Raw genomic sequence first — 17,404 nt, forward strand, 5'->3', positions numbered from 1 at the left:
GCAGCGGGGCGGCGCCCAGCGGCGCGGGCGGCGGCGGACCGCCCGGCGGAATGTAGTCCGGGCGCAGCCAATCCTCGCTGTAGGTCAGCTCGTTGGGCCGCGTCGACGCTCCGACGAGCTGGTTGATCCCCAGCGGCAGGAAGTTGTACTGGCGGTTCTTCAGGATCGGCGCCAGGTACTGCACACACAGTTTCGCCGACTGCTCGGCGCCCAGCCGGGATGCGGCCTGCACTGCCCCGCACAGGAACTGGATCGGGTTGGCGAAGTTGTTGATCTGCGGCACGCTGCTGACCGAGCCCTGGGCGGGCTGCCAGATGTTGACGTAGTTCTGGAACGTGTTCGGGGCGACGTGCAGGAACTGCTTGATGTCGTCGAGGCTGTCGTTGAGCGACTGGGTGACGCCGGCGAGCTTCTCCGAGGTGGTCCCGAGGGCGTCGCGGTTCTCGGCGACGAAACTCTGCACCTCACCGACGGCGGCGCTGAGATCGCTGACCGCGCGGGCGACTTCGTCCGGGTCGTCGGCGAGCAGGCCGGTCACCGAGGCCAGGTTCTGGTTGAGCTGGCGCATCAGGTCGGTGCTGTCCTGCAGTGCCGACACCAGGGTGGCGAGGTTCTTGATGGTGGAGAAGATGTCGGTGCTGTGATCGCCCAGCGCCGAGAACGCCTGGGACAGCTTGACGACGGTGTCGCGAATGTTGGCGCCCTGGCCGCGCAGGTTGTCGGCGGTGGTGTTGATCGCCGACCCCAGCGGGCTGACCCCACCCGGCTCGGTCGGCTGCAGCGTCTCGCTGATCACCTGGAGCTGACGGCGCACCTGGTCCCACTCGACCGGAACCGCGGTGCGTTCGATCGGGATCACGGTGTCGTCGGCCATGACAGGGCCTCCGGTGTAGGCCGGGGTCAGCTGGATGGCCCGGGAAGTCACCAGTGCCGGCGACAGGATCGCGGCCATCGCGTCGGCGGGCACCTCGTAGCGGTCGTCGTACCAGAACGTGATCTTGACCTGTTCGGGCTGCGGCTCGATCGCCTCGATGCTGCCGACCCGCACTCCGAGGATGCGGACGTCGTCGCCGACGTAGATGCCGTTGCTGTTCTCGAAGTAGGCCACCACGTTGACCCTGCTGACCTTGTCGGTGGCGCGGACCAGCACCGCCACGCCGGCGACGAGCAGCGCCACCAGCGCGACGGCGACCCAGGTGCGTGACTTCTTCATGGTGTGCCCTCCACCGGATCCAGCGGCGGCGCTTCACCGGGCAGCGGGACGACGACCGGGCTCGGCGTCGGCAACGGCGTGGACGCCAGGCCGGGCGGTGCGATCGCCGGCGGGCCCGGGGGCGGGCCGCCCGGCGGCGGTGCGGGCTCGGGTTCGCGGTACGGGTAGCAGCCGGTGGGCCCGGGAAGCGGAATTCCGGGCGGTCCGCAGCCCTGGTCCCCGGGATTGCCGGTGATGGCGTCGGGCAGCGTCAGATGCGGGTCGCCGCCCTGGCCCGTGCGGGGATAGGGGATCGGCATCGCCGGGGTGCCGGGCTGGCCGACCGGCGGATCGCTGAGTTCGGACGGCAGCAGGACGTTGGGGTCCAGGCCCAGGTCGGAGAAGGCCACATCGATGAACGGTTGCAGGAACTGTCCGGGCAGCAGGTTGGCCACGTAGGTCTTGAAGAACGGACCGGCCGACACCGACTCGCCCAGCGACATCGAATAGCCGTTGAGCAGGCTCAGCGATTCCTCGAGGCGCTCCTTGCGGTTGTCCAGGATCGTCAGCACCCCGTTGAGCTTGTCCAGGGCCGGCTTCATGGTCTCCCGGTTCTCGCCGATGAAGCCCTGCAACTGCGCGCTGAGCGCCGAGATGTTGCCGGCGATCTCGTCGACCGCCGCACTCTGGGTCTGCAGTTCGGCCATCAGCGCATTGGTGTTGGCGATCAGACTGACCACCTGGTCGCTGCGCTCGGCCAGCACGGTGGTCGCGGTGTTGGCGTTCTCGAGCAGGCTGCGCAGCTGCTCGTCGCGCCGGTTGAGGGTGTCGGAGAACCGCGCCACGCCCTCGACGGCGATCCGCAGCTGCGGCGGCGTGTCGGCGAAGGTCGCCGAGAGCACCCGCAGCGATTCGGAGAGCTGGTCGGTGTTCAGCCCGCTGATCGTGGTGGCCAACTCCCCCAACGCATCCGGCAGCTGGTACGGCGAGCGGGTGCGGTCCAGCGGGATGGTTCCGTCCTGCTGGCCCTCGCCGCGCGCGAACACCTCGAGGATCTTGGTCCCCAGCAGCCCCTTGGTCTTGATCGCGGCCTCGGTGCGATCACCGAGACGGATGTCACCGTCGACGGTGAAGGTCACCAACACCCGGGGACCGTCGAGTTCGATGGACTGGACCTGCCCCACCCGGAAGCCGGAAACCTGCACGGCCGCATCGGTGTTCAGGCCGCCCGCCTCGGCGAAGTAGGCGGTGTACTCGCGGCCGGTGTCGACGAAGGGCAGCCGTTCGTAGTTGACCGCGCCGAGCACGATCGCGGCGGTGAGACCCAGCCCGACACCGCCGATGAGCAACTGGTTGCGTTCGCTGAAAGGCCTCATCGCGGTGCACACCTCCCCGTGGACTGGCCGGCGACCTTGACGTAGACCGGCTGCCCGCCCTTGCCGTTGAGCTTCAGCACGAGGTCGCAGAGGTAGAAGCTGAAGAAGTCACCGTAGATGCCCTGCCGGGCGAGCACCCGGTAGGCGTCGGGCAGGGTGTTGATCAGGTTGTCGAAGTACTCGTGGTCGGCCACCACGATCCCGGCCGCCCGGTCGGTCTCGTCGATGGTCTTCTTCAGCGGCGGGCGCGCTTCGGCCAGCAGGTCGGCGATCGTGCCGGCCGCGGCGTTGGTGTAGGCCAGGCCGTCGGCGATGTCCGGACCGCGCGCCTCCAGAGTCTCCACCAGCTCCGACAGCGCCGTGACCGCCTTGCCGAACTGCTCGCTCTGGCCGCCCAGCGAGCCCAGCACGGTGTTGAGGTTGACGATGACCTCGCCGATCAGCTGATCGCGGTCGGCCAGCGTGCTGGTCAGCGCCGCGGTCTGGGCCAGGAACGAGTTGATGGTGCCCCCCTGCCCCTGCAGCGCGGTGATGAGCTGACCGGACAGTGCGTTGATCTGGTCGGGATCCAGCGCCTGGAACAGCGGCCGGAAACCACCGATCAGTGCGTCCAGATCCAGTGCGGGCGAGGTGCGCGCCAGCGGGATGGTGTCGCCCGGGCTGAGCTGCCTGGTGCCACCCACACCCTCCTCCAGCGCCAGATAGCGGCCGCCGATCAGGTCGTCGTACCGGATGACGGCCCGGCTGCCCTCGGTGAGCACCACCGACTGGTCGGCGTCGAACTCCACCAGTGCCGTGGTGTCGGGCTGGATCTCGACGTTCTTGACCTTGCCGACCTCGACGCCGGCGATGCGGACGAAATCGTCGGCCTCCAACCCGGTCACGTTGACGAACTCGGCCCGGTAGTTCTGCCGGTCCTCGCCGAAGCGCAGCTGCCCGAACACCGCGTACAGACCGAACACACCGAGCAGGCAGACAGCCAAGAACACGCCGAGACGCACCGCGTCGCGTCGGATGTTGGCTGTCATCGCCTTACCTCTCGTTCTGGTGGTCGGTCAGGGTCACGGTGGGCCCGGCGCGGCCGGGACCGGCGGCGGGACGTACGGGTAGGGCACGGCCGTGGGCTGCAGCTGCATCGGGTGCTCGACGATGAACGGCTCCCGGCCGGGCGTCGGCCCGGGATCGCGCGGCGCTCCCGGTGGCGGCGCCGGCGGCAGACCGGGCCACAGCGGGGTGCCGTCGGGTGCGTAGAGCTGGGCTCCGTACGCCGGGGCCCCGGGGTACGGGATCGGGCCGATCGCCGGACCGCCGAACAGGTTGCGGATGCTCGGCGCTTCGGGAACGGCGCGGGTGGTCGGCAGGTAGTTGGCGTACATCGGGAACGCGATGCCCGGGTTGGGCCGCCAGTCCAGCCCGCTGCCGAACCCGGTGTTCGTCACCAGCTGACGCACCGGCCAGTTGTCGGCGACGATGGGCAGCGAACCGCAACCCGGCTTACCGCCGGGCCCCCCCTTTGCCCCGATGATCGGCAGGTGGTCCGGGTAGCGGTACGGATCGTCGCCGAAGGTCAGCCCCGTGTCGAACACGATGGTGCGGCCGTTGCCACCCGGCGCCTCGTAGCCGCCCTCGTCGAGCAGGCGCTTGGCCCCCACCAGCAGACAGGTGTACTCGGGGTTGTACTTGTAGAGCAGGTTGGTCGTGGGCTCGAGCACGTTGATGGCCTTGACCAGGTTGTCCTTGTTGGGGGCCAGCAGGTTGATCCCGCTGTTGGACAGCCCGATCGTCGCCAGCAGCAGGGCGTCGAGCTCATTGGCCCTGTTGACCACCGTAACGCTGGTGGTGCTCGCCGCGTCCAGCGTGGACAAGATGTTCTGCGTTGCGGCGCTGTAGGTTTCGTTGAAGGCCGTCAGCGCCTGCAGATCGGAGCGGATGGTCTCGTTGCGCGGGTTGAGCTCCAGCAGCACCTGGTTGGCGTCGGTGGTGGCCTGGCCGATCCGCTCACCCTGCCCGCGCACACCGTCGGCCAGCGCCGACAGGGTGCTGTTGAGCTTGGCGACGTCCACCTGGTCGAGCACCTCGACCAGGTTCTCGAAGACGGTGTTGACCTCGGTGGTCACGTTGCGGGAGACCAGAACCGCACCCGGCTCCAGCCGCGCGGCGGCGGGGTCGGCGGGCATCACCAGGTCGACGAACTTGGCGCCGAACACGGTGGTCGCCCTGATCTGCGCCTCGACGTTGGCCGGGATGTACTCGAGTTGGTCGTCGTCGATCTCCAGCTTCAGCGCCACCGGCGATTCGGTGGAGCCGGTGACGCCGATCTCGGCGACCCGGCCCACCTGCACCCCGCGCAGCTTGACGTCGGCGTTGGTCTCCATGACCAGACCCGCCCGGTCGGAGGTCAACGTCACCGGGGTGGTGGCCCGCAGCGATCCGGTGAACAACGCCCACGTCAGCCAGATGGCCGCGGCGAACAGCGCCACCAGGATGAGCGTCCACCAGCCGGGCTTGAGACCTTCGTCGTCCATCGCCTCAGCCCGCCAGGTTGAAGTTGCCGGATTGCCCGTACACCGCGAGGGAGATCATCACGAGCACGAACGCGGACAGGATCAACGAGGTGCGCACCGCTCGACCCACCGCCTCGCCGACGCCGGCCGGGCCGCCGCGCGCGGTGAACCCGTAGTAGGTGTGCACCAGCATGATGACCACCGCCAGGGCCACACACTGGATGAAGGACCAGAACAGGTCGATCGGGTTCAGGAACGTCCGGAAGTAGTGGTCGTACACGCCGGTGGACTGCCCGTAGAGCACGGTGGTGCCGAATCGCGCCGCCCAGAACGAGGCCACCACGCCGACGCAGTACAGCGGGATGACCACCAGCAGGCCGGATACCACCCGGGTCGAGGCCAGATAGGCGACGCTGCGGATGCCCATCACCTCGAGCGCATCGATCTCCTCGTTGATGCGCATCGCACCCAGTTGCGCGGTGGCACCGGCGCCGATGGTCGCCGACAACGCGATCGCGGTGGTGCCCGGAGCGATCAGGCGCACGTTGAAGAACGCCGAGGCGAACCCGGTGAGCGCCTCGACGCCGATCTCGGCGAAGTCGGTGTAGCCCTGCACGGCCACCAACGCGCCGGTGGTGACGGTCAGAAAGCCGACGATGGCCACGGTGCCGCCGATGATGATCAGCGCGCCGGCCCCCAGCCCCATCTGGGCGATCAGGCGGAGCAACTCGACGCGGTATCTGGTGACGGCGAAGACGATCGAGCGCAGGGTGCGGCCGTAGAACTTGGTCTGGACACCGACGCTGTTCCAGGGGTCCGCCACTGAACGGAACCGGGCTTTGAGCCACGGGAACTGGGAATGGGGCCGCGAAACCGTCACATCGTCACCTTGACCGCGACAGCCGTGGCGACGATGTTGATCGCGAACAGCGCCATGAAGGTGAACACCACGGTCTCGTTGACCGCGTTGCCGACACCGGCGGGTCCGCCGCCCACCGAAATGCCCTTGTAGCAGGCGATCAGGCCGGCCGACAGCCCGAACAGCGCGGCCTTGATCAGCGCGATGGTGACGTCGAGTGCCCCGATGATCAGCGTCAACCCGGCCGCGAAGGCCCCCGGTGAGACGTTCTGGATGTAGACGCAGAAGAAGTACGCGCCGGCCAGTCCGACCAGGATCACCGTCGCCGACAGCGCCAGCGAAACCAGCGTGGCCGCGAGGACACGCGGAACGACAAGCGCCTGAATGGGATTGACCCCCATCACGCGCAGCGCATCGAGTTCCTCACGGATGGTGCGCGCGCCCAGGTCGGCGCACATGGCCGTGGCACCGGCGCCGGCGACCACCAGCACCGTCACGATCGGCCCGATCTGGCGCACCGTACCCAGGGCCGCACCGGTGCCGGAGAAGTCGGCCGCACCGAACTCCCGCAGCAGGATGTTGAAGGTGAAGGTCAGCAGGACCGTGTAGGGAATCGTGAGCATCAACGTCGGCACGATCGAGACCCGCGCGACGAACCACGCCTGGCTGATGAACTCCCGCCAGGCAAACGGCGGCTTGAACATCAGCACGAACGTGTCGAGGGCCATCGAGTAGAACCCACCGACCGCGCGCACGGGTTTGGCGAGGACGCCGGAAGCGACCATCTAGCAGGTCCTCCCTCGTCTACACAGCAGCGCCATTGGCCCTCCGACAACAGCCTTGCCTGGCTGGGCCTGACGTTACATCTGTGAGGACGCCGGGAAACCGTATATCAACAAAATCTGGCCGGGCAACACGAGCCGGACAGCTGACGCTGCCGAGCGGACGCCCAGCACCGGCCACTGCCGGTCGCCGCCTGCAGCTACGTCCGGGTCCCCGGGCCGGGGCCGGTCGCGTCCCACCCGGTCGGGGCGCTCCGGTGTGCCGGGGCGAGCGCAAATGTCGCCGGTTAGCGGTGTCCGGACTAACTTGGAGTGGCAATGACGATCCCGACTCGCCGCTGGGCCAAGACCGACGCCACGCAGCAGCGCATCCTGGATGCAGCAACCGAGGCTTTCGCCGTTCGGGGGTTCACCGCCGCCACCGTGGCCGACATCGCCGACGGGTCCGGATCCAGTGTCGGCAGCATCTACCACCATTTCGGCGGCAAGCGGGAACTCTTCCTGGCGATCTTCGATCGGCTGGTCACCGAGATCGACAGCCACATCGACCGCACCACCGACCATCTGTGCGACGACAGGGTCGCATTCGAAGCCGGGGTGCGCGCCTACCTCGAAGCCATCTGGACGCATCGGCGGGTGGCCGCGGTCCTGGCCTCCGGGGACACCCCGGCCGGATTCGACGGTCTGCGGCATTCGAGCATGCGCGGCGGCCTGCACCGGTGGGCCGGGCTGCTCACACTGGATCAGTCACCGCAGGGTCAGCTGCTGGCCAGAATCCTGACCGCGATCATCGCCGAGGCGTCGTCGCTGGTGATCCTGTGTGATCACCGGACCGACGTCGCGCTCATCACCGACGCCACGATCGAGGCGATCGGCCGGGTCGCCGGCTGATCCTCAGCGGCCCGGGTCCGGTGAACCCGCTGCACCGACGAGCTCGGAAGGACGTTGAGCGAGAAGACGATGGCGTCTTCGAGGTCGCCGAACCAGCGACGGTGTGACACGTCAGGACGGCGTGACCGCCCCGACCGAGCGCAGCGCGAAAGCCAGCGTCTGGCTCTGTGCCTGTCCGAGGTCGTGCGGGTGTTCGAAGGTCTGGGCGGCGAGCACCCGGGCCACCACGATGCTGATGGCCTCGGCGTCGAATGGCGGCTCGGTCAGCGGGAAGGAACCGTCGGCGCGGCCTCGCCGCAGGATCTCGGTCAGCGAGCGCTCCCGGTCGGCCTGACCGCGCTCGCGGGCTTGTCGGTAGCCCTTGGCCGCCCGGACCTCGTCGGAGTCGATGACCGCCAGCTGCATCCGCCGCCGCGGGTCGGCGCACATGCCGAACATCTCCCCGATCCAGGCGGCAAGCTGGTCGGCGGGGCTGCCGACCGCCTCCGCGGCGACCCGGTCCACCGCGGTGACCAGCGCGTCGGTCTCCTGTTGCAGCAGCGCCAGGAACAGGTCGTCCTTCGAGTCGAAGTGACGGTAGAACGCCCGGGTCGACACCTCGGCACGGCGCAGGATCTCCGACATCAGGATCGGCCCGGGATGCGGCTCGGACAGGCAGCAGTAGGCCACCTCGATGATGCGTCGGCGATCTCGCTGATGGTCCGCGCCATGCTGCACGGAGCAGAAGTTTAGGGACAGTCCCCCCGCAGGGACCCCAGATCGCGGCAAGAGGTCCGCTGGGTAACGTGACTCCCGGGGTCGGCGAGAGGAACGTTTCGTGAGTACAGCCCGCAGCGAGCCGAACACCACGACGTTTCGTGGCTCCGACGATCTCGCGTTGGTCGGCGACGAGTGGAACAACCCGGCGAGTTCCCCCGGGTTCGACACCTCCCGGCCGTCGGTGCTGATGTTGCACGGCGGCGGGCAGAACCGCTTCTCGTGGAAGAAGACCGGCCAGATCCTGGCGGCGCGCGGACTGCACGTCGTGGCGCTGGACAGCCGGGGCCATGGTGACAGCGACCGCTCCCCGGATGCCAAGTACACCGTGGAGGCGTTGTGCGCGGACACCCTGCGGGTGGTCGAGCAGATCGGCCGCCCGGTCGTGCTGATCGGGGCCAGCATGGGCGGGCTGACCGGAATCCTGGCCGCCCGCCAGGCCGGGCCGCAGCAGGTCGCCAAACTGGTGCTGGTCGACGTGGTGCCCCGCTACGAGAAGGACGGCAGCGCGCGCATCCGCGACTTCATGTTCAGCCACGTGCACGGTTTCGACTCACTGGAGCAGGCCGCCGACGCGGTGGCCGCCTATCTGCCGCACCGCGCCAAGCCGCGCAGCCCGGAGGGGCTGAAGAAGAACCTGCGGCATCGCAACGGCCGGTGGTACTGGCACTGGGATCCGGCGTTCCTGACGAAGCCGAGCGAGGACCCGTTCGTCCGGGTCGAGGCGCTGGAGCAGGCCGCGATCGAGTTGAGCATCCCGATCCTGCTGATCCGCGGCAAACTCTCGGATGTGGTCAGTGAGGAAGCGGTCGCCGATTTCCTCGTCAAGGTGCCCGGCACCGAGTTCGTCGAACTCTCCGGCGCCGGGCACACCGCCGCCGGCGACGACAACGACGCGTTCTCCGACGCCGTCGTCGAGTTCGTGATGCGGTGAACGGACCGCAGGCCGCGGGCTTCAACTTCCTGGAGCAACCCGAGCTGCCCGCACCACAGGTCAGTGAGTCGCAGGCGCGCGACATCCTGGCCGGGCACTAAGGCAGCGACGCCGCGGTCCGCGCGCTGGGCAGCCAGCAGGACAAGAATTTCCTGGTCAGCGACACCGACGGGGCACCCCTGGGAGTACTCAAGATCGCCAACCCGGCATTCAGCGCACCCGAGATCGAGGCCCAGGACCTCGCCGCGGGGCTCATCGCCGACGCCGAGCCGGGGTTGCGGGTCGCCGTACCGCTGCCCAACACGGCCGGCCGGGGGTGCACCGAGGTCAGCGGGCTGCTCGACGGGACGGCCTAAGTCCGGCTGCTGCGCTACCTGGACGGCGGCACACTCGCCACGCTGGGCCCGCTGAGCCCGGAGGTGGCGGCCGGGCTCGGCTCGGTCGCCGGCCGGGTCAGTCGCGCCCTGGCGGACTTTGAGCATCCCGGCCTGGACCGGATCCTGCAATGGGACCTGCGTTTCGGCATGGACGTCGTCGAGGGCCTCAGCGGTCATGTCGGCGACGCGGTGCTGCGCGAGCGCCTGCAGGATGCGGCGCGTCGGGCGTGGCAGCGGATCACCCCGCTGGACGCGCAGTTGCCCCAGCAGGCCGCCCATCTCGACCTCACCGACGCCAACGTGGTGCTCTCGGCGGAGCCGGGCGCACCACGGCCCGACGGCGTCATCGACTTCGGCGACCTGTGCCGCACCTGGGCGGCACAGCCAATACTGATGCGGTGACCGGAGCACAGATCGCGGCGTGGGTGCTGGCGGTGCTGGCCGTCGGCCAGGGCGCCGCGGTGGCGGTGCTGTACCGCCGGTGGCGTTCGGCGCAGCAGGAGGCCGACGAGCTGCGCCGCCGGGTCGACACCCGCAGCATGCTGCTGACCGGCGGCAGCAAGGCGGTCAAGACGGTCTGGCAGACGGCCAACATCCTGCGCCGGGACGGGTTCGGCGCGGCTGTGCGGTCCTCGATCGAGGAGCTCGCCGACTGGGCCGAGGTGGAGCGACCCGATCTGGCCCGGCTGGCACCCGACGGCCGGGTGGCGATCATGTTCTCCGACATCGAGGAGTCCACCGCGCTCAACGAGCGCATCGGCGACCGGGCCTGGGTGCGGCTGATCGGCAGGCACGACAAGGCGGTGCGCCGCCACGTCGACAGGTTCGACGGCTATGTGGTCAAGAGCCAGGGCGACGGGTTCATGGTCGCCTTCGCCCACCCCGACCAGGCGGTCCGCTGCGCCTGCGCCATCCAGCGGTCTCTGAACAAGCGGCCCAACGGCATTCGGGTCCGCATCGGGATCCACACCGGCAAGTCGGTGCTTCGCGGGGACGACCTGTTCGGACGCAATGTGGCGATGGCCGCCCGGGTGGCCGGCCAGGCCGCCGGCGGCGAGATCCTGGTCAGCGAGGCGGTGCACGACGCGCTGCAGGGCCGCGACGACGACGCCGACGTCACGTTCGGGCAGGGGCGTGCCGTCGAGCTGAAGGGCTTCGCGGGCACCCACACCCTGCACCCGGTCCAGGAGTGCGCACCCTGACCGGCGGGGCTATATTAGACGGGTGACTAACTTAGTCGAGGGTGTAAGTTCGCCACGGGGGGCGCGTCGACGGGAACAGCTGCTGGAAGCGGGCCTGGAACTGCTGGCCGAGGGCGGGTGGCCGGCAGTCACCGCCCGGGCGATCGCAGAGCACAGCGGCAGCAACGTCGGGCTGATCCACTACCACTTCTCGGGGATGGGGCCGCTGCGGGTTGCCATCGCCCGCCGCGCGGGCGAAATGGTGCTCGCCCCGATGGCCGCAGAGCTGGTACGCGCGCTGGACCCCGACGCAACAGTCCAAGCCGTCCGCGCACTGTTGGCCGAAGCCCCCGCCGATCGCCAGACCGCAGCGCTGGCTTCGGAGTTGGTGACCGGCGCGGTCCGCGACCCCTCGCTCGCCACCGTCATCGCCGAGCAGTTGCGGCAAGTGCGTCATCAGGTCGCCGAGCGGCTGTCTCAGATCCATCCCGACTGGACACCGGAACGCGGCGCAGCGGTGGCGACCCTGGCTGCTGCGCTGCTCGACGGGTTGATCCTGCACGTGCTGCTCGACGCAGAGCTGCCGGTGGAGCCGGCGCTCACCGCGCTCGGCGACCTCGTCACCGCCCTGCAGGGGGACGGGCCATGAGGGTGGCGCGCCCAGTCGACCAGCATCCTGACCCCAACAGACAAGGAGACAGCGACATGGAGATAACGAAGAAGCCCGAACCACCGAAGGGTCTGGGCCGCATACTGTTCCGGCTACCGATCACATTGTTCCGGTGGAAGCTCGGCTGGCTGCTCGGCGACCGCTTCCTGCTGCTGCACCACACCGGCCGCAAGAGCGGGCAGCCGCGCCGCGCCGTCATCGAGGTCATCAAACACGACCACGGCAGCGACACCTACTTCGTCGCCTCCGGGTATGGCGCCCAATCCGACTGGTATCGCAACATTCTCGCTGAGCCGCAGGTGACGATCGAAGTGGGCAGGCGCACAATGGCCGCGACCGCGACGCCGCTACCGGCCGAGCAGGCCGGCGAGGTCATGGTCGACTACGGCACCCGCCACCCCAGAACCGCCAAGAACGTGCTGGCCAAACTGATGGGGATCTCGGTCGACGGCTCCGCCGAGGACTTCCGCGAAGCGGGCCGCAACATCGCCATCGTCCGGTTCGACAGGCGACAAGGCGGATGACGCGAGCCGCTCTCGTCAAGAGACGACCGCAGGTGCGCCGGTAGCGGTCTAACCCCGCCGCTCGTCGGCCTGCGCCTCGGCCAGCCGCTGGTGCAGCCGGGCCCGGATGTCGTCAGGGGTGTAGGCGTTGCGCCGTCGCTGATCCCGCGCAACCAGCGCTCCGCCGGCGACAACCCCGGCCACACCGGCCAGACCGACCCACTTCCAGATCCCACGCATGGCTGCCAGTCTGCATAGGCTGCGGGGGTGAAGCCAAGCACGGTGTCGCTGGCGCGGGCGCTCCAGGAGACCCGCACCGGCGACATCTGGCTGTTCCGCGGCCGTTCGGGACCCGACCGGGCGATCCAGTCGATGACCAACAGCCCGGTCAATCATGTGGGGATGACCGTGGCCATCGACGACCTGCCCCCACTGATCTGGCACGCCGAACTCGGCGACAAGCTGCTCGACGTATGGACGGGCACCTACCACCGAGGTGTGCAGCTCAACGATCTGGGCGAGGCGGTGCAACGCTGGATGCAGACCTACGAGCAGCGCTGCTGGTTGCGTCAGCTCTCGCCGTACGCCGACCGCGCCCAGGAGGACCGCCTGTTGCGGGTCATCGCCCGGATGGACGGCACCCCGTTCCCGACGACAGCGCGGTTGACCGGACGCTGGCTGCGCGGCCGGGTCCCGACGGTCAGCGACTTCACCCGCGGGATTCCGTTCGTGCACCGCAGGGTCCGGGAGTCGGCCGAACGCCGCAAGCAGACGCAGACGCGGGCCGGGCTGGAGACCGCATACTGCGCCGAGACCGTCGCCATCACCTACGAGGAGATGGGTCTGTTGCAGACCGAGAAGCACTTCAACTGGTTCGACCCCGGGTCGTTCTGGAGCGGGGATGCCCTGCCGTTGCGCGACGGATACCGCCTCGGTGAGGAGATCTCGGTGCTCGACTGAGACCGAACCCGCACCCAACAGCGAAACGCCGGGGCGATATCACCCGATTGCGCTGGTAGAGGTGGTTTGCTGGATCCACGCACGCATTCGGCGGCGCAATGAGGGAGTGCAGGAATGCCGACGACTACCGACCATCCACCCGCCGAAGACACCGCCGCCGGCGCTTCCGGGCGGACCACGCTCGGTTCGAAGATCTCGGCGTTCGCCATCGTGGTGGCCTCGATCGCGACGCTGGTGATCCTGTTCATGATGCTGCGCTCGGTCAACGACGACTCGCCGCGGGTGGTGCAGGCGATTCCCGCCCCGGACACCTCGGCACCGTCGCAGGCGCCCCGGTCCGAGCCCAGTGTCGCCGCACCGCTGCCGCCGCCCGCACCGGCGCGCGAACCCGAGGTCAGGGCGGCGCCGGTGGAGCCGGCGTCCCCGTCTGAGCCTGCGCAGGCGCCGCAGGCTGAGGCTCCCGTCATCGACGAACTCGGGTTCGTCGACTCCGAGGCCCGGTGCGGGGACGACCAGCACGCCGTCGCGATCGCGCGGACGGAGGCCTCGGCGGTGGTCATCTGCCGTGACGACGACGGCGACTACGTCTATCAGGGAGTCCGGCTGCGCGACGGGGCATCCCTGACCCTCGACGACGTGCGGCCGATGCCGGCCGGGTTCGAGGCACGCAACGGCAGCACCACCTACCGGCTGTCGGCCTCCGAGCTGGTGGTCATCGACGGCGAAACCCTCTACACCCGCGAACCGGTCGTGGAGTACCAGGCCGGCTGACCCGCCGCCGGATACCAGCCTCCCGGCACACCGAGGCGTGGCCGGTTCGTGACCTCGCTGCGACCGTGATCGGGAAGGCTCGTGGGGATGACTGTGCTGACGGTGGTCGTGCTGCTGGCCGCGGCACTCGGAGTGGGCTACCACGCCGGCCACCGTGCCGGGTCGAAAGCGCCGTCGTGGCGGCAACGCACCCGGCGCACCGCGCTGGGACGACAGGCGCTGACCCTGGCAGCGCTGGTCGCGGTCGGGCAGCTGCACCGGTCGGTGCACCGCAGGATGCCCTCGTTCGGCCGGCAGCGACCACCGACCCACCTCGACCGGCTGCGGCAGCTGGCCCGCCGTTGACCGACGGCTACCCGGTCACGGTGGTCTTCGTCGTGTTCGGCGTCGAGGTCGTCGGTGCGAGTTCGGCATCGGACCACAGGGACGCCCCGGCATGGCCCATCAACAGTTTCGGGTAGTACGCCCAGGCGAACCAGGGGGCCGTGTGCGACGGCCCGAGCACACCGTCGAGCACCAGCCCCCCTGCGGTCAGCACCACCCCGAGCGGCCGGCGACGCCGTGGGCAACTTCGGATCACCGCGGAAGCGGCCAGCATGTAGGCGTAGTGCGCAACCGACCACCGAACCACGTCATTACGTTCCCCGACCCGGTGATCGGCGTAGGCCACCACCGCGGGATGCACGTGCAACGCGGCGAACCGCAAGTGCTGTGCGCTCCCCTGCCCCGGGCGTTCGTACCACCGCGCGCAGGCCTTGGTGTTGTTGACATACGCCCCGCCCACGATGTCCACCGCGAGCAGTCCGAGCACCGCCGACTCCCCGCTGCCGGCTCCCCTGCGCCGGGCCAGCCACCACGCCCCCAGCAGCCCCGCCACGCTGGAAACCGCTGTGACGACATGATTCGTGCGGGTGGCCTGCGGGCCGACGAATTCGTCCCAGGCCCGCCGCAGGCCGGTCCGGTCTGCCATGTCCCCTCCTGAAGAAGTCGACGGATTGTCATCTCCTCCGGTACCCGACGGGTGTGAACCGGCGGTGAACCAGACGTCGGACGCGGCCACGCCGCAGCCCATCGCTGGGGTCACCCACCCCCTCGGTCGGTGACCTTGTACGCCGCACCGTCCTTGTCGTAGGTGGTCCATTCGCCGATGGCGACTCCCGCGTCGAAGTGGCCGGATCTCTTCAGAGTCCCGTCGACCCGATACCACTCCCAGTAGCCGTCGGGCTGGCCGTCGACGATCCGGCCCTTGGACCATCGTGTCTTGCCGTTTGCGTGATACTTGATCGTGAAGCCGTCAACGATCTCAGATTTCTTCGGTCCGGCCGCCATGTCCTACATTGTGCGGCCACTTACACGGTGTAGCCGATCGATCCAGATCGCTTTGTCGACCAGGATCATTGCGCCGCGCCACGTGTCCGCGGCGAGCGCTTTCCACCCGGATCAGTGTCTGCAGCCCTTCCGAAGAATCCGAAGCGTCGTCGCGGCGGCTTCGTCGCCGACCATTCCTCCGGTCGATCCGCCACCGTATTTTCGCCGGTAGGCGGCATCGACCTGCTCTCGCACCTGCGCAGGCCCCACACCGACATCCTCGATACGCACATCTGTCACCATGCCGGGCGCACGTACCCGTGCGGCGCCGGTGGCCAATGCCAGTCCGTACCACCCGGTATCCCGGCGATACCACGTTCGCACGTACACGTCATTGTCTACGCGCACGACCCAGATCGGCGTCCACGACCGCAGCGACCCGTCCGCACGCCGGACCGCGATCTCGAGTTCCGGGGCGGCATCGAAGCCGGCGAGTTCCTCGGGTGTCCAACCCATGGATCCGTACCGTACACACGGCGCATGCCGTCACCGGCGGCTCCTCACGTCGGCCGGCCGGGAACCTGCAATCCGCTATACGTTGAACCGGAACTCGACCACGTCGCCGTCGGCCATCACGTAGTCCTTGCCTTCCATCCGGACCTTGCCCGCGGCCTTGGCCGCGGCCATCGATCCGGCCGCCATCAGGTCGTCGAAGGACACGACCTCGGCCTTGATGAAGCCCTTCTCGAAGTCGGAGTGGATGACCCCGGCGGCTTTGGGCGCGGTGTCGCCCTGGTGAATCGTCCACGCCCGGGCCTCTTTCGGCCCCGCGGTCAGGTAGGTCTGCAGCTTGAGGGTGTGGAATCCGGCCCGCGCCAACGCATCCAGCCCGCGTTCGGTCTGACCGATCGATTCCAGCAGTTCGGCTGCCGACTCCTCGTCGAGTTCCTGCAGTTCGGCTTCGATCTTGGCGTCCAGGAACACCGCGTCGGCCGGGGCGACCATCGCGCGCAGCTCGGCGACCCTGGCCTCGTCGGTGAGCACCGATTCGTCGGCGTTGAACACGTAGAGGAACGGCTTGGAGGTCAGCAGATTCAGCTCGCGCAGCGGGGACACGTCGAACCCGGCGGAGAACAACGTGGTGCCGCTGTCGAGGATCTCCTTGGCCGCCAGCACCGATTCGTGGATGGGCCGGCGGTCCTTGTGCGTGCGGGCCTCTTTCTCCAGCCGGGGCAGCGCGCGCTCCAGGGTCTGCATGTCGGCGAGGATCAGCTCGGTCTCGATGATCTCGATGTCCGACGCCGGGTCGACCTTGCCGTCGACGTGCACGACGTCGTCGTCGGCGAAGACCCGCACCACCTGACAGATCGCGTCGCTCTCGCGGATGTTGGCCAGGAACTTGTTGCCCAGCCCGGCCCCCTCCGAGGCGCCTTTGACGATGCCCGCGATGTCGACGAACGTCACCGGCGCGGGCACGGTCTTCTCCGAGCCGAACATGGTGGCCAGTTCGTCGAGGCGGGGATCGGGCAGCGCCACCACGCCCTCATTGGGTTCGATGGTCGCGAACGGATAGTTCGCCGCCAACACCTCGTTGCGGGTCAGCGCATTGAACAACGTCGACTTGCCGACGTTGGGTAGTCCGACGATTCCCAGATTCAGGCCCACGGAGACCACAGTCTGCCAGATGTGATCGCCACGCCATCGTGCGCTGGCGGCGTCTGATTGCCCGAGCCGGTACGGTCGACGTGTGTCAGGACAGCGCACGCGGCCGTCGGTACCGGCCGAGCACCGATCTGCGCACCCCAACATCCCAGGTGTTCCCTGGTGGGGTGCCGTCCTGATCGCTGTTGTCGCCGCCCTCATCGGCGTCGCGTTCGACGCCGGTTCGGGCGAGGGCGAACTCACATCGGTGTTCGCCGCGCTGTTCGTGATCGGCTGCGTCGGGGCGGTCCTCGCCGTCCGTCAGTCCGGGCTGTTCACCGCGGTCATCCAACCGCCGTTGATTCTGTTCGTGCTGGTGCCCGGGGCCTACTTCCTGATGCACAGCGACTCCATCGAAGGCATCAAGGACATCCTGATCAACTGCGGCTATCCGCTGATCGAGCGGTTCCCGTTGATGTTCTTCACCTCGGCGGCGGTGCTGCTGATCGGCCTGGGCCGCTGGTACTTCGGGGCTTCGCACCGTGTCGTCGACGATGCGAGTGGCGCGAGTGACGCAAGTGAAGAGCAGGGCGCGGCGGGCACCCGCGGACGGATCCCGGCGATGGTCGCGGCTCTGTTCGGGGGCCGCGCTGTGGCCAAGGCCGCCGGCCCGGCCGCCACCCGCGAGCGCGCCAAGCC

General features: G+C 68.8%; 21 protein-coding genes and 1 pseudogene. 10 read left to right on the plus strand and 12 right to left on the minus strand.

Annotation, left to right across the window (positions count from 1 at the left end; all coding sequences use genetic code 11):
• The 6 genes from ACXAID_RS20910 to ACXAID_RS20935 all read right to left on the minus strand — a co-directional run.
• On the minus strand, window positions 1–1,213 hold a 1,213-nt coding region (locus ACXAID_RS20910; protein ID WP_475024123.1), incomplete at its 3' end, for an MCE family protein.
• Window positions 1,210–2,568 carry an MCE family protein gene (locus tag ACXAID_RS20915; RefSeq protein ID WP_421458985.1) on the minus strand — a complete coding sequence of 453 codons (1,359 nt, stop codon included), beginning with the start codon at window positions 2,566–2,568 and terminating at the stop codon, window positions 1,210–1,212. The genes ACXAID_RS20915 and ACXAID_RS20910, both read right to left, overlap by 4 nt.
• Entirely contained in the window at window positions 2,565–3,596 is a 1,032-nt protein-coding gene (locus ACXAID_RS20920; protein ID WP_475024124.1) for a virulence factor Mce family protein, read from the minus strand. Before ACXAID_RS20920 ends, ACXAID_RS20915 begins: the two co-directional genes overlap by 4 nt.
• Before the next feature lie 33 nt (window positions 3,597–3,629).
• Window positions 3,630–5,093 carry an MCE family protein gene (locus ACXAID_RS20925; RefSeq protein ID WP_475024125.1) on the minus strand — a complete coding sequence of 488 codons (1,464 nt, stop codon included), beginning with the start codon at window positions 5,091–5,093 and terminating at the stop codon, window positions 3,630–3,632.
• 4 nt (window positions 5,094–5,097) lie between these two features.
• A complete protein-coding gene (locus tag ACXAID_RS20930; protein ID WP_421458993.1) occupies window positions 5,098–5,952 on the minus strand; it encodes an ABC transporter permease in 855 nt (284 codons plus the stop codon).
• Complete coding sequence (locus ACXAID_RS20935) at window positions 5,949–6,716, minus strand: MlaE family ABC transporter permease (RefSeq protein ID WP_475024126.1); 768 nt, start codon at window positions 6,714–6,716, stop codon at window positions 5,949–5,951. The genes ACXAID_RS20930 and ACXAID_RS20935 overlap by 4 nt, the downstream gene beginning before the upstream one ends.
• Before the next feature lie 315 nt (window positions 6,717–7,031).
• Between ACXAID_RS20935 and ACXAID_RS20940 the strand changes: the two genes are divergently transcribed.
• Window positions 7,032–7,604 (plus strand): TetR/AcrR family transcriptional regulator, encoded by a 573-nt coding sequence (locus ACXAID_RS20940; protein WP_475024127.1) that lies wholly within the window; start codon window positions 7,032–7,034, stop codon window positions 7,602–7,604.
• A gap of 111 nt (window positions 7,605–7,715) precedes the next feature.
• Here ACXAID_RS20940 and ACXAID_RS20945 read toward each other — a convergent pair whose 3' ends face one another.
• Window positions 7,716–8,321, minus strand: coding sequence for a TetR/AcrR family transcriptional regulator (locus ACXAID_RS20945; RefSeq protein ID WP_475024128.1), 606 nt, complete (start codon window positions 8,319–8,321; stop codon window positions 7,716–7,718).
• 100 nt (window positions 8,322–8,421) lie between these two features.
• Here ACXAID_RS20945 and ACXAID_RS20950 point away from each other — a divergent pair, with 100 nt between their 5' ends.
• The 5 genes and pseudogenes from ACXAID_RS20950 to ACXAID_RS20970 all read left to right on the plus strand — a co-directional run bounded on the left by ACXAID_RS20950 (window position 8,422) and on the right by ACXAID_RS20970 (window position 12,046).
• Complete coding sequence (locus tag ACXAID_RS20950) at window positions 8,422–9,294, plus strand: alpha/beta fold hydrolase (protein ID WP_475024129.1); 873 nt, start codon at window positions 8,422–8,424, stop codon at window positions 9,292–9,294.
• Window positions 9,291–10,061: pseudogene (locus ACXAID_RS20955) on the plus strand (phosphotransferase); the annotation flags it as partial. The gene ACXAID_RS20950 and the pseudogene ACXAID_RS20955, both read left to right, overlap by 4 nt.
• Before the next feature lie 8 nt (window positions 10,062–10,069).
• Window positions 10,070–10,873 carry an adenylate/guanylate cyclase domain-containing protein gene (locus tag ACXAID_RS20960; protein WP_475024130.1) on the plus strand — a complete coding sequence of 268 codons (804 nt, stop codon included), beginning with the start codon at window positions 10,070–10,072 and terminating at the stop codon, window positions 10,871–10,873.
• A gap of 22 nt (window positions 10,874–10,895) precedes the next feature.
• Window positions 10,896–11,501, plus strand: coding sequence for a TetR family transcriptional regulator C-terminal domain-containing protein (locus tag ACXAID_RS20965; protein ID WP_475024131.1), 606 nt, complete (start codon window positions 10,896–10,898; stop codon window positions 11,499–11,501).
• 56 nt (window positions 11,502–11,557) lie between these two features.
• Window positions 11,558–12,046: a nitroreductase family deazaflavin-dependent oxidoreductase gene (locus tag ACXAID_RS20970; protein ID WP_475024132.1), complete on the plus strand. Its 489-nt coding sequence runs from the start codon at window positions 11,558–11,560 to the stop codon at window positions 12,044–12,046.
• Between the two features lie 48 nt (window positions 12,047–12,094).
• On the opposite strand, the gene ACXAID_RS20975 is transcribed toward ACXAID_RS20970, so the two are convergent.
• The gene (locus ACXAID_RS20975) at window positions 12,095–12,265 is read right to left on the minus strand and encodes a hypothetical protein (protein WP_475024133.1); all 171 of its coding nucleotides are present in this window, start codon (window positions 12,263–12,265) and stop codon (window positions 12,095–12,097) included.
• 42 nt (window positions 12,266–12,307) lie between these two features.
• Here ACXAID_RS20975 and ACXAID_RS20980 point away from each other — a divergent pair, with 42 nt between their 5' ends.
• The 3 genes from ACXAID_RS20980 to ACXAID_RS20990 all read left to right on the plus strand — a co-directional run bounded on the left by ACXAID_RS20980 (window position 12,308) and on the right by ACXAID_RS20990 (window position 14,101).
• Window positions 12,308–12,985: a guanylate cyclase gene (locus ACXAID_RS20980; protein WP_475024141.1), complete on the plus strand. Its 678-nt coding sequence runs from the start codon at window positions 12,308–12,310 to the stop codon at window positions 12,983–12,985.
• Window positions 12,986–13,099: 114 nt separating this feature from the next.
• Window positions 13,100–13,756 carry a hypothetical protein gene (locus ACXAID_RS20985; protein WP_475024134.1) on the plus strand — a complete coding sequence of 219 codons (657 nt, stop codon included), beginning with the start codon at window positions 13,100–13,102 and terminating at the stop codon, window positions 13,754–13,756.
• An 87-nt stretch (window positions 13,757–13,843) separates the two neighbouring features.
• Window positions 13,844–14,101 (plus strand): hypothetical protein, encoded by a 258-nt coding sequence (locus tag ACXAID_RS20990; RefSeq protein ID WP_475024135.1) that lies wholly within the window; start codon window positions 13,844–13,846, stop codon window positions 14,099–14,101.
• A gap of 7 nt (window positions 14,102–14,108) precedes the next feature.
• Here ACXAID_RS20990 and ACXAID_RS20995 read toward each other — a convergent pair whose 3' ends face one another.
• From ACXAID_RS20995 to ychF, 4 genes are all read right to left on the minus strand, one after another.
• Window positions 14,109–14,726, minus strand: coding sequence for a hypothetical protein (locus ACXAID_RS20995; protein ID WP_475024136.1), 618 nt, complete (start codon window positions 14,724–14,726; stop codon window positions 14,109–14,111).
• Window positions 14,727–14,836: 110 nt separating this feature from the next.
• Window positions 14,837–15,085, minus strand: a complete 249-nt coding sequence (locus tag ACXAID_RS21000) for a toxin-antitoxin system YwqK family antitoxin (protein ID WP_475024137.1) — start codon at window positions 15,083–15,085, stop codon at window positions 14,837–14,839.
• Between the two features lie 111 nt (window positions 15,086–15,196).
• Window positions 15,197–15,580, minus strand: coding sequence for a DUF2255 family protein (locus ACXAID_RS21005; protein ID WP_475024138.1), 384 nt, complete (start codon window positions 15,578–15,580; stop codon window positions 15,197–15,199).
• 75 nt (window positions 15,581–15,655) lie between these two features.
• A complete protein-coding gene (gene ychF / locus ACXAID_RS21010; RefSeq protein ID WP_475024139.1) occupies window positions 15,656–16,729 on the minus strand; it encodes a redox-regulated ATPase YchF in 1,074 nt (357 codons plus the stop codon).
• An 82-nt stretch (window positions 16,730–16,811) separates the two neighbouring features.
• Here ychF and ACXAID_RS21015 point away from each other — a divergent pair.
• On the plus strand, window positions 16,812–17,404 hold a 593-nt coding region (locus ACXAID_RS21015; protein WP_475024140.1), incomplete at its 3' end, for a DUF6542 domain-containing protein.

The organism is Mycobacterium sp. ABE4_509, from assembly GCF_056160785.1.

Bases quoted from the DNA above. Each gene is read 5' to 3' on its own strand.
- ACXAID_RS20985 (WP_475024134.1), top strand. From the start codon at position 13,100: ATGCCGACGACTACCGACCATCCACCCGCCGAAGACACCGCCGCCGGC.
- ACXAID_RS20970 (WP_475024132.1), top strand. From the start codon at position 11,558: ATGGAGATAACGAAGAAGCCCGAACCACCGAAGGGTCTGGGCCGCATA.
- ACXAID_RS20975 (WP_475024133.1), bottom strand. From the start codon at position 12,265: ATGCGTGGGATCTGGAAGTGGGTCGGTCTGGCCGGTGTGGCCGGGGTT.
- ACXAID_RS20940 (WP_475024127.1), top strand. From the start codon at position 7,032: ATGACGATCCCGACTCGCCGCTGGGCCAAGACCGACGCCACGCAGCAG.
- ACXAID_RS20920 (WP_475024124.1), bottom strand. From the start codon at position 3,596: ATGACAGCCAACATCCGACGCGACGCGGTGCGTCTCGGCGTGTTCTTG.
- ACXAID_RS21005 (WP_475024138.1), bottom strand. From the start codon at position 15,580: ATGGGTTGGACACCCGAGGAACTCGCCGGCTTCGATGCCGCCCCGGAA.
- ACXAID_RS20935 (WP_475024126.1), bottom strand. From the start codon at position 6,716: ATGGTCGCTTCCGGCGTCCTCGCCAAACCCGTGCGCGCGGTCGGTGGG.
- ACXAID_RS21000 (WP_475024137.1), bottom strand. From the start codon at position 15,085: ATGGCGGCCGGACCGAAGAAATCTGAGATCGTTGACGGCTTCACGATC.
- ACXAID_RS20925 (WP_475024125.1), bottom strand. From the start codon at position 5,093: ATGGACGACGAAGGTCTCAAGCCCGGCTGGTGGACGCTCATCCTGGTG.
- ACXAID_RS20915 (WP_421458985.1), bottom strand. From the start codon at position 2,568: ATGAGGCCTTTCAGCGAACGCAACCAGTTGCTCATCGGCGGTGTCGGG.
- ACXAID_RS20990 (WP_475024135.1), top strand. From the start codon at position 13,844: ATGACTGTGCTGACGGTGGTCGTGCTGCTGGCCGCGGCACTCGGAGTG.
- ACXAID_RS20995 (WP_475024136.1), bottom strand. From the start codon at position 14,726: ATGGCAGACCGGACCGGCCTGCGGCGGGCCTGGGACGAATTCGTCGGC.